The organism is Pseudomonas sp. ADAK2 TE3594, from assembly GCF_053628675.1.
The window spans coordinates 2,159,180-2,172,067 of sequence record NZ_JBRJGV010000001.1 but is presented as its reverse complement, the minus strand read 5'-3'; the positions used below and the strand labels follow the sequence as shown (position 1 = coordinate 2,172,067).

Genomic DNA, 12,888 nt, shown 5'->3' with positions numbered 1-12,888 from the left:
CTTCGCGGGCAAGCCTCGCTCCTACAGGGACCGTGTTCCTCTCCAAAGCTTCGACATCCCCCAAACCCGTGTTCCTTTGCACATTTGCCAGTAAACTCTCCCCTCTTTAGCCGCCACCATTTTCCTCGCGGCCATCACCTTATTTTGTTGCGGAGTACGCCTTGCGTCTGTTTCACACCTCCGACTGGCACCTTGGGCAGAACCTGCACGGCCAGGAGCGCGATTTCGAGCACGCCTGTTTTCTCGATTGGCTGCTGCGTCAGCTGAAGCTGGATCAGCCTGATGTGCTGCTGATCGCCGGCGATATCTTTGACACGGTCAACCCGCCGGTCAAAGCCCAGGAACGCCTCTACGATTTCATCGTCAGCGCCCACGAGCAGCAGCCGTTGCTGACCATCGTGATGATCGCCGGCAACCACGACTCCGGTTCGCGAATCGAACTGCCCGCGCCGTTGATGCGGCGCTTGCGCACTCACGCCCTCGGTCGCGTGCTGTGGCTCGATGACGGTCAACTGGATGCCGAACGTTTGTTATTGCCGTTGCCGGATGCCAGCGGCGAAATTGCCGCCTGGTGCCTGGCGCTGCCGTTCCTGCGCCCCGCCGAAGTGACCGGCGCGCATTTGGGCGACAACTACTTGCGCGGCATCGGCCAGGTTCATGAATGGCTGATTGAAGCCGCCAATGCCAAGCGCAAGCCGGGCCAGGCGCTGATCGCCATCAGCCATGCGCACATGGCTGGCGGTTCGGTCTCGGAAGACTCCGAACGCAGTTTGATCATCGGCAATGCCGAAGCCCTGCCCGCCAGTCTGTTCGGGCCGAGCATCAGTTACGTCGCCCTCGGGCATTTGCACAAGCCGCAGAAGGTCAACGGTGAAGAGCGCATCCGCTACTGCGGCTCGCCGATTCCGTTGTCGTTCTCCGAGATCAATTACCAGCATCAGATCCTCGACATTCTGCTTGATGGCGAAACATTGGTCAGCGTCGAACCACGCCTGATTCCGCGCTCCGTCCACTTGCAACGCCTCGGCTCCGCGCCGTTGGCGGAAATCCTGTTGCAACTGGCCGACCTGCCCAACATCGACCTGCTCGCCGATATCCAGCGTCAGCCGTGGCTGGAAGTGCGGGTCCGTCTCGACGAACCGCAACCGGACCTACGCCATCAAGTGGAAACCGCCCTGCAAGGCAAGGCCGTACGGCTGGTGCGGATCGCTGCCGAATACGCCGGCAATGGCAGCCGCGACGGCGTCGATGACGGCACAACCTTGATCGAGCTGGATCAGCTTTCGCCCCAGGAACTGTTCAGCCGCGCCTGGCAGGACAACTACGGCAGCGAGGTCGACGAGCAAACGCTCAAGGACTTCGCCGAGCTGTTGCAAGACGTGCAGATGGAGAGCGAACAACCATGAAGATCCTCGCGATCCGCCTGAAAAACCTCGCCTCCCTGGCCGGGCCGTTTGAAATCGACTTCACCGCCGAGCCCTTGGCCAGTGCCGGCCTGTTCGCGATTACCGGGCCGACCGGGGCCGGCAAAAGCACGCTGCTCGACGCCCTGTGCCTGGCGCTGTTTGGTGCCGTGCCGCGCCTGAACAACACCGGTCGCGATGCCAAGGTTCCGGACGCCGATGGTGAAATCGGCACTGGCGACCCGCGCACCCTGCTGCGACGTGGCACCGGCGAAGGGTATGCCGAAGTGGATTTCGTCGGCATTGACGGTCGCCGCTATCGCGCTCGCTGGGAGGCCAATCGCGCCCGGGAAAAGGCCGGTGGCAAGCTGCAAGCCAGTCGTCAGAGCCTGCGTGACATCGATCAGGATCAACTGCTGGCCAGCCAGAAAGGCGAATACAAAGCACAGCTCGAAGCCGCGCTGGGCCTGAACTTCGAACAGTTCACCCGCGCCGTCATGCTGGCTCAGAGCGAATTCAGCGCCTTCCTCAAGGCTGACGACAACGACCGCAGCGAACTGTTGGAAAAGCTCACCGACACCGCGCTCTACACCCGCCTCGGTCGCCGCGCCTTCGACAAGACCAAAGAAGCTCGCGAAGCCCACAAGCTGTTGCAGGATCAGGCCACCGGGGTCACGCCGCTGTCGCCAGAAGCCCGGGCCGAACTCGATGAGCGCTTCAACGACGCTCAGCAGCAACTCAAGACCCAGCAGGCGCAGCTCAAACAGTTGGAGTTGCAACACACCTGGCTCAAGGACCTGCGTCAGTTGCAGGACGCGCAACAAAGCGCCACCGAGCAACTGCAATCGGCCCAGCAACACTGGGAGAGCCTGGCCGGCGAACGCTTGAAGCTGACTCGCCTGGAGCAACTGGCGCCGCAACGGCATCAGTTCGCGCGCAAGACCGAGCTCACTGCCCAGCTCACGCCGCTGGCGGCGCAGATTCAGCAGCACACGCAACAGCAAAACGAGCTGACCGAGCGACAGACTCAACTCGAACAAAGCCTGAGCACCGTCCAAACGGCGCTGGCCCAAGCGCAAAGCCAACACACCTCCAGCGCACCACTGCTGCGTCAGGCCTTCGAAGAGCAAAGCACCCTCGCCCGCCTGGTCAAGGACGCCAGCCTCAGTGCCGACCTCAAGCAGCAGGCGGAACTGGCCTGCACTCAGGGCCAGGGCACGATTCAGGGTTTGCTCGACCAACAGAAACAGGTCGCCGAACGGTTGCAGCAGATTGCCGGGGAGCTTGAGCAGAGCACCCATCTGGCACCGTTGAGCGACGCCTGGAACGCCTACCGCGATCGTCTGCAACAACTGATGCTGATCGGTAATCGCCTGAACAAGGGCCAGGTCGAACTGGCCGCTCTGGAGCAAAGCGCCGCCCGCGCTGCCGAGGAACTGGCCACCCAGCGCCAGAGTCTTGAGGTGCTGTACAAAGAGGCCGGCGCCGAGCCTGAAGCGGTGGCCGAGCAGATTCAGATCCTCGGCAGTCTGCTGCAGGACAACCGCAAGCAACTGCGGGCCTTTGAAGAACTGACACGGCTGTGGACCAGCCAGCAGGAACTGGACAAGCGCGGCGCCGAGCTTCAGCAGCGGCAACTCGCCGCTCAGCAAGACCGCGATCGCCTGACCCAGGACGGGGTGAAGACCAAGGCCGAACTGAGCGTCGCCGAACAGACCTTGACCGTCACCCGCGAACTGCTGGAGCGTCAGCGTCTGGCGCGCAGTGCCAGCGTCGAGGAACTGCGCGCGCAGTTGCAGGACGATCAGCCGTGCCCGGTTTGTGGCAGCCAGGACCATCCTTATCATCAGCCCGAAGCCTTGCTGCAAAGCCTCGGCCGGCATGATGAAAGCGAACAGGCCAACGCTCAGAAAGCGATGGACCTACTGAAGGAAAAACTCACCGATCTGCGCGCCGAAGTCGGCGGTTTGATTGCTCAGCAAAAGGAATTGCTGCAACAGCAAGAACAGCTCGCGACTCAGCAACAAGGCCTGACGCCGAGCCTGGAAGCGCACCCACTGTCGGCTCAACTGTTGGCCCAGGATGCAAGCAAGCGCGATGCCTGGCTGACCCAACAAAGCAGCCAGTTGAACCAGAGCATCACGCAGGATGAACAACGGCAAACCGCCCTGCTCACCCTGCAACAGGATGCCGCGCGCCTTGCGCAACAACTGCGCAGTGCTGAAACGGCGAGTCAGCAAGCCACACAACACCTGATCAACCAACAACGTGAATTGAGCAGCGATCGCCAACGTCTGGACGAAGAACTGAAGGCATTCAGCACCCTGCTCCCGGCCGACACGCTGGAGGCCTTGCGCAACGAACCCGCCGCGACCTTCATGCAGCTCGACCGGCAGATCGCCCAGCGTCTGCAACAACTTGACCAGCAGCGCGATGAACTCGGCGAACAGCAACAACGCCAGCAGGCGCTGGAGAAGGAACAGGACCGTCAGCAGACCCGCATCCAGCAATTGGAAACTGCGCAGCAGCAGTTCACGACACTGGCCGGGCAGCAACAGGTTTGCCAGGAAAAACTGACTCAACTACTGGGCGAACATGCCAGCGCCGAACAGTGGCAGCAGCAACTGGACCAGGCCGTCGAGCAGGCGCGTACTGCCGAATCCACGGCCAATCAGGAACTGCAAACCGTGCGCACGCGGTTGGTGCAACTGGCCGCTGAACTCAAAGCGCAGCAGGAACGTTCGCAGGCTCTGGAAACTGAAGACTGTGAGTTGAGCGCCAAGATCGCCGACTGGCGCGCGCAGCATCCAGAGCTCGACGATGGCGGACTGGAAGCGCTGTTGGGCGTCGACGACCAACAGGTCAGCGAACTGCGTCAACGATTGCAGCAGAGCGAAAAAGCCATCGAGCAAGCCAAAGTGCTGCTGCAGGAGCGCGATCAGCGCCTGCTCGATCATCAGGCGCAGCACAACGGCAATCTCGACGCCGAACAACTGGCCACGACGCTGGCCGAACTGCAAAACCTGTTCGCCGCCAGCGAACATCGTTGCGCCGAATTGCGTGCGGAACAGGCCGAGGATCAGCGTCGACAGAATGCCAATCAGGCACTGGCGCAACAGATCGCCGATGCCTACGCCGAGTACCAGCGCTGGGCACGTTTGAGTGCGCTGATCGGTTCCGCCACCGGTGACACCTTCCGCAAGATCGCCCAGGCCTACAACCTTGACCTGCTGGTGCATCACGCCAACGTCCAGTTGCGGCAATTGGTGCGGCGCTATCGCCTGAAACGTGGCGGCAGCATGCTCGGGTTATTGGTGATGGACACCGAGATGGGCGATGAACTGCGCTCGGTGCATTCGCTGTCCGGCGGCGAGACGTTCCTGGTGTCACTGGCCCTGGCACTCGGTTTGGCGTCGATGGCGTCAAGCACACTGAAAATCGAATCGCTGTTCATCGACGAAGGCTTCGGCAGTCTCGACCCGGAATCCCTGCAACTGGCCATGGATGCGCTCGACGGTTTGCAAGCGCAGGGCCGCAAGGTGGCGGTGATTTCCCACGTGCAGGAAATGCATGAACGGATCCCGGTGCAAATCCAGGTTCACCGTCAAGGCAACGGCCTGAGTACGCTGGAGGTGAAATGAATACGCTGTATTCGTTCCGCCGCTGCCCCTACGCCATGCGCGCACGCATGGCGCTGCGCTATTCGGGCGTTGCGGTGCAGATCGTCGAGGTCAGCCTCAAGGCCAAACCGGCCGAAATGCTCGCACTGTCGAGCAAAGGCACGGTGCCGGTGCTGAGTGTGGATGGGCGGGTGATCGATGAGAGCCTGGACATCATGCGCTGGGCACTGGCGCAGAACGATCCGCAGGATTGGTTGCTCAAGGATGATCCGCAAGCACAGCAACGCAGCGCCGCGTTGATCGAAGACAACGATCAAGTGTTCAAGGTGCACCTGAATCGCTACAAGTACGCCGAGCGTTATCCCGAGCAGCCGATGGCGTTTTACCGCTCAGAGGGCGAGTTGTTTTTACGCAAGCTTGATGAATTGCTGGAGGGGCGAGACTACTTGCTGGCCGGGCACCCGAGCCTGGCGGATGTCGCCCTGATGCCGTTCGTGCGGCAATTCGCCCACGTGGATCGCGAGTGGTTCGGGCAGACGCCTTATGTGCGATTGCAGGCGTGGTTACAGCGCTTCATCGAGTCAGACCTGTTCACATCAATAATGAAGAAATAACCAAGCCCTCTGTAGGAGCGAGGCTTGCCCGCGAAAGCGCTGCGTCAGTCAATATCTATGCTGAATGTTATGGCCCTTTCGCGGGCAAGCCTCGCTCCTACAGGGAGAGGGTGTTTCGACCATTCAGGCCAACACCGCGCACATCCCCAACACCGAGCAGTCCACCTGGAACGGCCCGAAGAATTCACTATTGGACTTGATCGGCGGATTGCCCACCAACAACTCCAGAGCCTTGGCGGTCTGAATGTTGTGGGCGATGTTGTGGTTGCATTCGATGGCCCGTGCCACCGACCCCGCCGAGCCCTGCCCGATCCCAAGCAAAGAAGCGCCATTGGTCATGAATGCCAGGAAGGCGATGACCCAGAGTTTGCGTCCTTTCATGCCCCCACCACTCCCGCCACGTCGGCGTGATCGACCCTTACGCTTTGAGCGCGATGTTCGAATTGAATGGCGGGATAAGCGACCTGAATCGGAGCTTGAAGGCTTTGTTGCGATTGAGCCGAAAGGCTGACGAGCAACACCATGGCCACGTAAAGACCGATGGCCAGGTAGGCGCCGTATTTGGCAGAAGTGATGATTGCGCTGGCCATGATGTTCTCCGTGGGCATGTTTCAGTGCCCACAGAATCGATCAAAAAACACAAGTTAACTAGCGACCTTTATGCATAGTAGCTATCAGTTTCATTGATCATGAACCCAGCGTGTTTTCAGTCCTCGATCAAGCTCATCAAGCGCTCGCGGGCCGCCTCCGGCTCGTTGGGAACGGGCTGGGCAGCCGATAGAATCGGGGTGGAATAGAGAAACAGGAGAACCACTGCCAGACGCATCGCCATGCTGTCGATCCTTTTAGGGAAGGAGTCAAAAAATCAGCGTCAAATTTAAACTCATGGCTATGTGATATCAAGCACTACATTGATAGCAATATGATGCTGTCGTAAACGCGTTATGCAGGAGCGACCTCACTTCAACGCTCTTCGATGCTTACAGCTCGATCGGCAAGTGACTTCGCTCCTGCATAAAAGGTGCAGGGTTCAGATTTCAGTGTTGGGTTTTGTGATCCAGCGCGGCGTAGAAGTTGGCGCTCTGTTGCAGGTATTTCTGGGTATAGCTTTGGGCGTGGGATTTTTTGTCGCTGATTTCAACGTTGGCGCTGGCAGGCAGTGCAACGGTGGCAGAGATAGCGGAAGCGGCGATGACAGAGAAGAGATTGAAGTTCATGGCGGTATTCCTCGGATTCAGTTGGCTTGCTTGCCCGGTAGGGCCGTGAAGCAAACTTAACTCCCGAGGGTCGGCGCCTTGAAATGCTTTGTAGCATTAGCCGATATCAGTCTCATTAATAGAAGGTTGCAGGCCCCATCAACCGGGGCCTGCGGTCTATTGACGCACCAGGAACTTGAGATCGCTCGGGGCATCCATCGGCAGTTTCTGCACGGTTTTACCCAACAGACCGGTCTTGGCATCGCGCTCGACGACGACAATCTGGTTGCTCTTCTGGTTGGCAATCAGCACGAACTTGCCACTCGGGTCGAGGCTGAACTCGCGCGGGTGATCACCGTCCACGGAGCGGCGCTGAAGCTCCTTGAGATGCCCGGTCGCCGGGTCGATGGCGAACACCAGCAACTGATTGGTGGTGCCACGGTTGCTGACGTAAAGGAACTTGCCATCGGCCGAGGCGTGAAGCGCAGCCGCAGCCTTGCCCGACGTCGGCAGACCCGCCGCCAGATCGACCAACTGCGTTTGCTCAAGCTTGCCGTCGCGGTAATCGAACACCGCGACCTGCGCGCTCATTTCCATGGTCAGCCAGGCGTGTTTGCCATCGGCGCTGAACAGTAAGTGTCGCGGCCCGCTGCCGGGTGGCAACGGGACGGACGCGGGGTTAGCGGCGGTCAGCGGCAGTTCCGGATTGGCCTTGGGATCGAAGCGATAGACGAAAATCCTGTCCGCCCCCAAGTCGTTGGAAAACACGTATTGGCCATCCGGCGATGAAACCACCGAATGCACGTGCGCCGACTTCTGCCGTTCAGGATTGACCCGGCTGGACGGATGACTGCTCATTTGCACGACGGGTTTGAGTTTGCCATCGGTGCCCACCGGTAACACCGCCAGGGTGCCACCCGGGTCTTCAGCCACCGAGTAGTTGCTGACAAACACGTGACTGGCATCGCCGCTGACGCTCGAGTGCGTCGGTTCGTTGCCCAGTGTTTGCACCTGATTGATCAGGCTCAACTCATGGGTCTTGGGATCAATCGCATAACTGCTGACACGCCCAACAGGATCGGCCTGACCCGGGCCGTTTTCGTTGACCACGAACAGGCGCTGTTGATCCTTGGACACGGTCAGCCAGGACGGGTTGGCGCTCTTCACCACTTGCAGGGGTTTGGCGTCGATCTGCCCGGTGCGGCTGTCGAAACTCAGACGATAAATCCCTTGGCTCTGGCCGGCGGTGTAAGAGCCCACCAGCAACTCGTAACTGTCGACCGGGGCCGCTTGCACGCCCATCGCGCCGACGCTGCCGGCCATCAACAGTGGCCAGAAGTTACGCATCCTCATTCGTTTCGTCCTCATCGTCACCACCGCCGAACGCTTCCATAGGCACCAGCCGGTGCTCGCCGGAATCGCCGGTAATGATCCAGCTCTTCAAGTCGGGATCGAACGTCGCCGCCGCGATCTGGGCCATGCTGAACTCCCAGCGCTTGAGCGCCCGACCGTCCATGCATTCGATGTGCAGGTTATCGTCTTCATCGAGGGAGAAGTCGAACGCATGCAGCCCGTCGATTTCAAGCATGTCGCAGACTTCGAGGGCGCTGAGCAAGGTGTTGGTTACGGCAGTCATGGCAGTCAATCTTTGAATGGGAAAGGCGCAATAATAGCTCATGCACAAAAGGATCGTTCGGCTCGAACCTGTGGGAGCGGGCTTGCCCGCGATGGCGGCAGTACATCCAACATTTTGTGATTGTCTGATCGCTATCGCGGGCAAGCCCGCTCCCACAGGGATTGTGATCAGTCGTTAGAGCGCTTCGCGCGATGGCTTGCCATCGACCAGGCGCTGGATTCGCAGCGGATTGCCATTCTTCAGCGCTTCCGGCAGCAAGTTGTCGGGGTAGTTCTGGAAGCACACCGGGCGCAGGAAACGGTCGATGGCCAGGGTGCCCACCGACGTACCACGCGCATCGGATGTCGCCGGATACGGCCCGCCATGAACCATCGAGTCGCAGACTTCCACGCCGGTCGGATAGCCGTTGAGCAGGATCCGCCCGACTTTCTGTTCCAGCAACGCCGTCAACTCACCGAATTGTTCGAAGTCCGCCGGCTCACCGATGATCGTTGCCGTCAGTTGCCCATGCAAACCGTTCAACGCGGCACTGAGTTGCGCCTGATCCGCCACTTCGATGAACACCGTGGTCGGGCCAAACACTTCCTCTTGCAGCACTTCATCGCCATCGAGCAACAGGCTCACATCAGCCTTGAACAGTTGCGGCTGCGCCTGATTGCCTTGTTGCGGGCTGCCGGCCAAGTGCTCGATTTTCGGATGCGCGAGAAGCTTCTGCAGGCCTTTGCCGTAACTGCTCAACGTGCCGGCGTTGAGCATGGTTTGCGCCGGTTGATCGCCAATCAGTCCTGCCACTTGCTGCACGAACCCACTGAACTGCGGCGAACGAATGCCGATCACCAACCCCGGATTGGTACAGAACTGACCACAACCCTGAACCACCGAAGCCGTGAGGTCACGGGCGACGTTTTCAGCACGAGCTTCCAGCGCTTGAGGCAGCACGATCACCGGGTTGATGCTCGACATCTCGGCGAACACCGGAATCGGCTGCGCACGTGCCGCAGCCATGTCGCACAGCGCACGACCACCTTTCAGTGAACCGGTAAAACCGACCGCCTGAATTGCCGGGTGCTTGACCAGCGCTTCACCCACCCCGCCGCCGTAGATCATGTTGAACACACCGGCCGGCATGGCGGTTTTCTCGGCGGCACGGATCACGGCGTCGGCCACCCATTCAGCGGTTGCCATGTGGCCACTGTGGGCCTTGAACACCACCGGGCAACCGGCGGCCAATGCCGAAGCGGTATCGCCGCCAGCCGTGGAAAAGGCCAGCGGAAAGTTACTCGCGCCAAACACGGCGACCGGCCCCAGGCCGATGCGGTACTGACGCAGATCCGGACGCGGCAATGGCGTACGTTCAGGCAGCGCACGATCAATCCGCGCCCCATAGAAATCACCACGCCGCAACACCTTGGCGAACAGGCGCATCTGGCCGCTGGTGCGACCACGCTCACCCTGAATACGGCCGGCCGGCAACGCGGTTTCGCGGCAGACCACAGCGACAAAGTCATCGCCCAACGCGTCCAGTTCATCGGCAATCGCATCAAGGAATTGCGCACGTCGTTCGGCGCTCAGGCTGCGATAGGCCGGGTAAGCAGCGGCGGCGGCCTTCGCCGCGGCGGCGACTTCTTCAGGGGTGGCTTGATAGAAATCATGGGGCAAGGCCTCGCCAGTGCTGGCATCGGCGCTCTGCAGTTTGACCGCGCCAGCAGCGCTGCGCTGACCGCCAATGTAGTTGTGACCAAGAATCCGGGTCATGGGTGTCTCCTTAAAGTGTGCCGACGGTGCCGGGTTCGAACGCTGCTTCAACGGGTTCAATGCCGTTGATCAAGGGTGCGCCGAACTCGGCCTGACTGATCTCGAACACGTCACCCGGTTGGGTGCGAATGCCATCGGCGAAGGACAGGGTCGCGGTGCCGAAGAAGTGAATGTGCACGTCTCCGGGGCGCAAGAACTGGCTGTATTTGAAATGGTGATACTCGAGGTTTTCCAGGCTGTGGCACATGTTCGCTTCGCCACTGAGGAACTCGTTCTGCCACAGCACCTCGCCGTCACGCAGGATGCGACTGGTGCCGGCCAGATGCTGAGGCAATTCACCGACCCGAAGCTCCGGGCCATAGCTGCAACTGCGCAGTTTCGAGTGGGCCAGGTAGAGGTAGTTCTTGCGCTCCATCACGTGATCGGAGAACTCGTTGCCCACGGCAAAACCGAGGCGATAGGGTTTGCCGTCGTGGCCGATCACATAGAGGCCGCTGAGTTCAGGCTCCTCCCCGGCATCTTCGGCAAACGGCGGCAGCGGGAACGGTTGGCCCGGTCGCACAACGATGCTGCCGTCGCCCTTGTAGAACCACTCAGGTTGCACGCCGGCCTGGCCGGTCGCGGGTTTACCGCCCTCCACGCCCCACTTGAAAATACGCATGGTGTCGGTCATGGCGGTTTCGTCGCCGACCTGCTGATGCATTTTGTCCCGGGCCGAAGCGCTGCCCAGATGGGTCAGGCCAGTGCCGCTGACCAGCATGTGCGCCGGGTCCCGGTGATCCAGCGGCGGCAGGATTTGCAGATTGGCCAGTAGCGCTGAATAGTCATGGCTGATGCCCAACCCCAGGGTTTGAACCTGTTGCTGAAGATTGACGCCCGCCTCGATCGCCGCCAGCGCCAGATCCCGCACCGAGCGCGCATCCTGCACTTCGCGCACCAGGCCGTCCTCGACCACGCCGACACGGCGTTCGCCGTTACTCAATTCGAACTGAACTAAACGCATGATTTTCTCCTGTAAAACAATTCTTCAAAACACCGAAAACCCTGTGGGAGCGGGCTTGCCCGCGATGACGGCGGCAAATTCACCATTGATGCGTCAGGTAGATTGCTATCGCGGGCAAGCCCGCTCCCACAGGATCGGTAGTGATCGCCTATTTCGTGTCAGGTGCGGGTAGCGCCCCGGGCGCTGGCGGCGAACTGGTCGGCCGGCAGCACATGCTTACGCTCCAGCAAGCGATAAACCACACCCGTCAGGACCAGGCCGAACACCATCACGCAGGACAGGAAGTACAACCCTGACGCCAGATTGCCGGTGTATTCCTTCAGCGCACCGATCACGAACGGGCCAATGTAGCCGCCGAGGTTGCCCACCGAGTTGATCAACGCGATCCCCGCCGCCGCACTGGCGCCGGCGAAGAAGCGACCCGGCAAAGTCCAGAACACCGCTGTGCAGGAAAACAGCGCAAACGCCACCAGGCACAACGCCGCCAATTGCAGCACCGGCACTGTCAGCCAGGCACTGAGGAACAGGCCGATGGCGCCCAACACATACAGCACCGCCAAATGACCGTAGCGATCATTCAAGCGATCGGAACTGCGCGGGATGATCAGCAAACCGATGATCCCGAAGATGTACGGCACTGATGACACGAACCCGGTCACCAGGTCAGTGCCACCGAACTGCTTGATCAACGTCGGCAACCACAAACCGAGACCGTAGATGCTCAGGGTCACCGGCAGATAGAACAGCGCCAGCAGCAACACGCGCTTGTCCTTCAGCGCATGCAGCGGATTGCCGTGGCGGGTCTGGCCGTACACCTCCAGGTCCTTTTTCAGCTCGCCGGTCAGCCAGTCTTTCTCAGACTGGTCCATCCATTTCACCTGTTGCGGACCGTCCGGCAGGTAACGCAGCACTGGCCAGGTCAGGAGGATCGCGGGTGTGCCGATGACGATGAACAGCCACTGCCAACCGTGCAGCCCAAGAATGCCGTCCATGCCCAGCAAGCCGCCGGACACCGGGCCGGTGATCATCATCGCGATGGGTTGGGAAAGGATGAACAACCCGAGGATCTTGCCGCGATGGCGGATCGGGAACCATTGGGTGATGTAGTACAGAACGCCCGGGAAGAACCCGGCTTCGGCCGCGCCGAGCAGAAAGCGCATCACATAGAAACTGTTCGGTCCCTGGACGAACGCCATGCCGATGGTGATGGCACCCCAAGTGACCATGATCCGCGCAAACCAGCGCCTTGCGCCGAAGCGATCGAGCATCAAGTTGCTGGGGATTTCCAGCAGGAAATAGCCAATGAAGAACAGCCCGGCGCCAAGGCCGTAAGCCGCGTCACCCAGGCCAATGTCGGCGCCCATGTGCAGCTTGGCGAAACCGACCGCGGAGCGATCCACATAGGCGATCAGGTACAGCAGGATCAGGAAGGGAATCAGTTTCAGCGTGATGCGACGAATAAGCCGCAATTCCTGGCTCATGAGTTCGGTCTCCGATTGTTGTTGTTATAGAACCTCGGGGGCCGCCTCTCGCAGAAAATCGCCAGGGCCATCCCTCCGTCGAAACCGACTATATAGTAATACTATTTAACCAACAACACTTCCAAACAGCCGAAATTGCGCTTATGTTACGCCGTAGCTCGAACAATATAGTCATACAAT

General features: G+C 60.2%; 12 protein-coding genes. 3 read left to right on the top strand and 9 right to left on the bottom strand.

Going from position 1 to position 12,888, the window contains the following annotated elements; all coding sequences use genetic code 11:
- Positions 1-161 precede the first annotated feature (161 nt).
- From AB7M22_RS10000 to AB7M22_RS09990, 3 genes are read left to right on the top strand one after another with little or no spacing between them, the layout of a single operon-like run.
- Positions 162-1,406, top strand: coding sequence for an exonuclease SbcCD subunit D C-terminal domain-containing protein (locus AB7M22_RS10000; RefSeq protein WP_454186135.1), 1,245 nt, complete (start codon positions 162-164; stop codon positions 1,404-1,406).
- Positions 1,403-5,044, top strand: coding sequence for an AAA family ATPase (locus AB7M22_RS09995; protein WP_454186134.1), 3,642 nt, complete (start codon positions 1,403-1,405; stop codon positions 5,042-5,044). The genes AB7M22_RS10000 and AB7M22_RS09995 overlap by 4 nt, the downstream gene beginning before the upstream one ends.
- Positions 5,041-5,637 carry a glutathione S-transferase gene (locus AB7M22_RS09990; RefSeq protein WP_454186133.1) on the top strand — a complete coding sequence of 199 codons (597 nt, stop codon included), beginning with the start codon at positions 5,041-5,043 and terminating at the stop codon, positions 5,635-5,637. Before AB7M22_RS09995 ends, AB7M22_RS09990 begins: the two co-directional genes overlap by 4 nt.
- A 123-nt stretch (positions 5,638-5,760) precedes the next feature.
- Here the strand turns inward: AB7M22_RS09990 and AB7M22_RS09985 are convergent, their stop codons facing one another.
- From AB7M22_RS09985 to AB7M22_RS09945, 9 genes are all read right to left on the bottom strand, one after another.
- Positions 5,761-6,018, bottom strand: a complete 258-nt coding sequence (locus tag AB7M22_RS09985) for a hypothetical protein (RefSeq protein WP_454186132.1) — start codon at positions 6,016-6,018, stop codon at positions 5,761-5,763.
- Positions 6,015-6,227: a hypothetical protein gene (locus AB7M22_RS09980; protein WP_454186131.1), complete on the bottom strand. Its 213-nt coding sequence runs from the start codon at positions 6,225-6,227 to the stop codon at positions 6,015-6,017. Before AB7M22_RS09980 ends, AB7M22_RS09985 begins: the two co-directional genes overlap by 4 nt.
- Positions 6,228-6,343: 116 nt before the next feature.
- A complete protein-coding gene (locus tag AB7M22_RS09975) occupies positions 6,344-6,469 on the bottom strand; it encodes a hypothetical protein (protein WP_454186130.1) in 126 nt (41 codons plus the stop codon).
- 205 nt (positions 6,470-6,674) lie between these two features.
- Positions 6,675-6,854 (bottom strand): hypothetical protein, encoded by a 180-nt coding sequence (locus tag AB7M22_RS09970; protein WP_007901164.1) that lies wholly within the window; start codon positions 6,852-6,854, stop codon positions 6,675-6,677.
- A 156-nt stretch (positions 6,855-7,010) separates the two neighbouring features.
- A complete protein-coding gene (locus AB7M22_RS09965) occupies positions 7,011-8,180 on the bottom strand; it encodes a lactonase family protein (protein WP_454188784.1) in 1,170 nt (389 codons plus the stop codon).
- Positions 8,173-8,469 (bottom strand): DUF5629 family protein, encoded by a 297-nt coding sequence (locus tag AB7M22_RS09960; RefSeq protein ID WP_008011324.1) that lies wholly within the window; start codon positions 8,467-8,469, stop codon positions 8,173-8,175. Before AB7M22_RS09960 ends, AB7M22_RS09965 begins: the two co-directional genes overlap by 8 nt.
- 174 nt (positions 8,470-8,643) lie before the next feature.
- Entirely contained in the window at positions 8,644-10,224 is a 1,581-nt protein-coding gene (locus tag AB7M22_RS09955; RefSeq protein WP_454186129.1) for an aldehyde dehydrogenase (NADP(+)), read from the bottom strand.
- Positions 10,225-10,234: 10 nt separating this feature from the next.
- Positions 10,235-11,227, bottom strand: coding sequence for an AraD1 family protein (gene araD1, locus AB7M22_RS09950; RefSeq protein ID WP_454186128.1), 993 nt, complete (start codon positions 11,225-11,227; stop codon positions 10,235-10,237).
- Between the two features lie 158 nt (positions 11,228-11,385).
- Positions 11,386-12,708: an MFS transporter gene (locus tag AB7M22_RS09945; protein WP_454186127.1), complete on the bottom strand. Its 1,323-nt coding sequence runs from the start codon at positions 12,706-12,708 to the stop codon at positions 11,386-11,388.
- Positions 12,709-12,888 lie beyond the last annotated feature (180 nt).

Excerpts from the sequence above, each read along its gene's own strand:
- AB7M22_RS09985 (WP_454186132.1), bottom strand. The coding sequence starts at position 6,018 with ATGAAAGGACGCAAACTCTGGGTCATCGCCTTCCTGGCATTCATGACC.
- AB7M22_RS09995 (WP_454186134.1), top strand. The coding sequence starts at position 1,403 with ATGAAGATCCTCGCGATCCGCCTGAAAAACCTCGCCTCCCTGGCCGGG.
- araD1 (WP_454186128.1), bottom strand. The coding sequence starts at position 11,227 with ATGCGTTTAGTTCAGTTCGAATTGAGTAACGGCGAACGCCGTGTCGGC.
- AB7M22_RS09990 (WP_454186133.1), top strand. The coding sequence starts at position 5,041 with ATGAATACGCTGTATTCGTTCCGCCGCTGCCCCTACGCCATGCGCGCA.
- AB7M22_RS09965 (WP_454188784.1), bottom strand. The coding sequence starts at position 8,180 with ATGCGTAACTTCTGGCCACTGTTGATGGCCGGCAGCGTCGGCGCGATG.
- AB7M22_RS09945 (WP_454186127.1), bottom strand. The coding sequence starts at position 12,708 with ATGAGCCAGGAATTGCGGCTTATTCGTCGCATCACGCTGAAACTGATT.
- AB7M22_RS09980 (WP_454186131.1), bottom strand. The coding sequence starts at position 6,227 with ATGGCCAGCGCAATCATCACTTCTGCCAAATACGGCGCCTACCTGGCC.
- AB7M22_RS09975 (WP_454186130.1), bottom strand. The coding sequence starts at position 6,469 with ATGGCGATGCGTCTGGCAGTGGTTCTCCTGTTTCTCTATTCCACCCCG.
- AB7M22_RS09955 (WP_454186129.1), bottom strand. The coding sequence starts at position 10,224 with ATGACCCGGATTCTTGGTCACAACTACATTGGCGGTCAGCGCAGCGCT.
- AB7M22_RS09970 (WP_007901164.1), bottom strand. The coding sequence starts at position 6,854 with ATGAACTTCAATCTCTTCTCTGTCATCGCCGCTTCCGCTATCTCTGCC.
- AB7M22_RS09960 (WP_008011324.1), bottom strand. The coding sequence starts at position 8,469 with ATGACTGCCGTAACCAACACCTTGCTCAGCGCCCTCGAAGTCTGCGAC.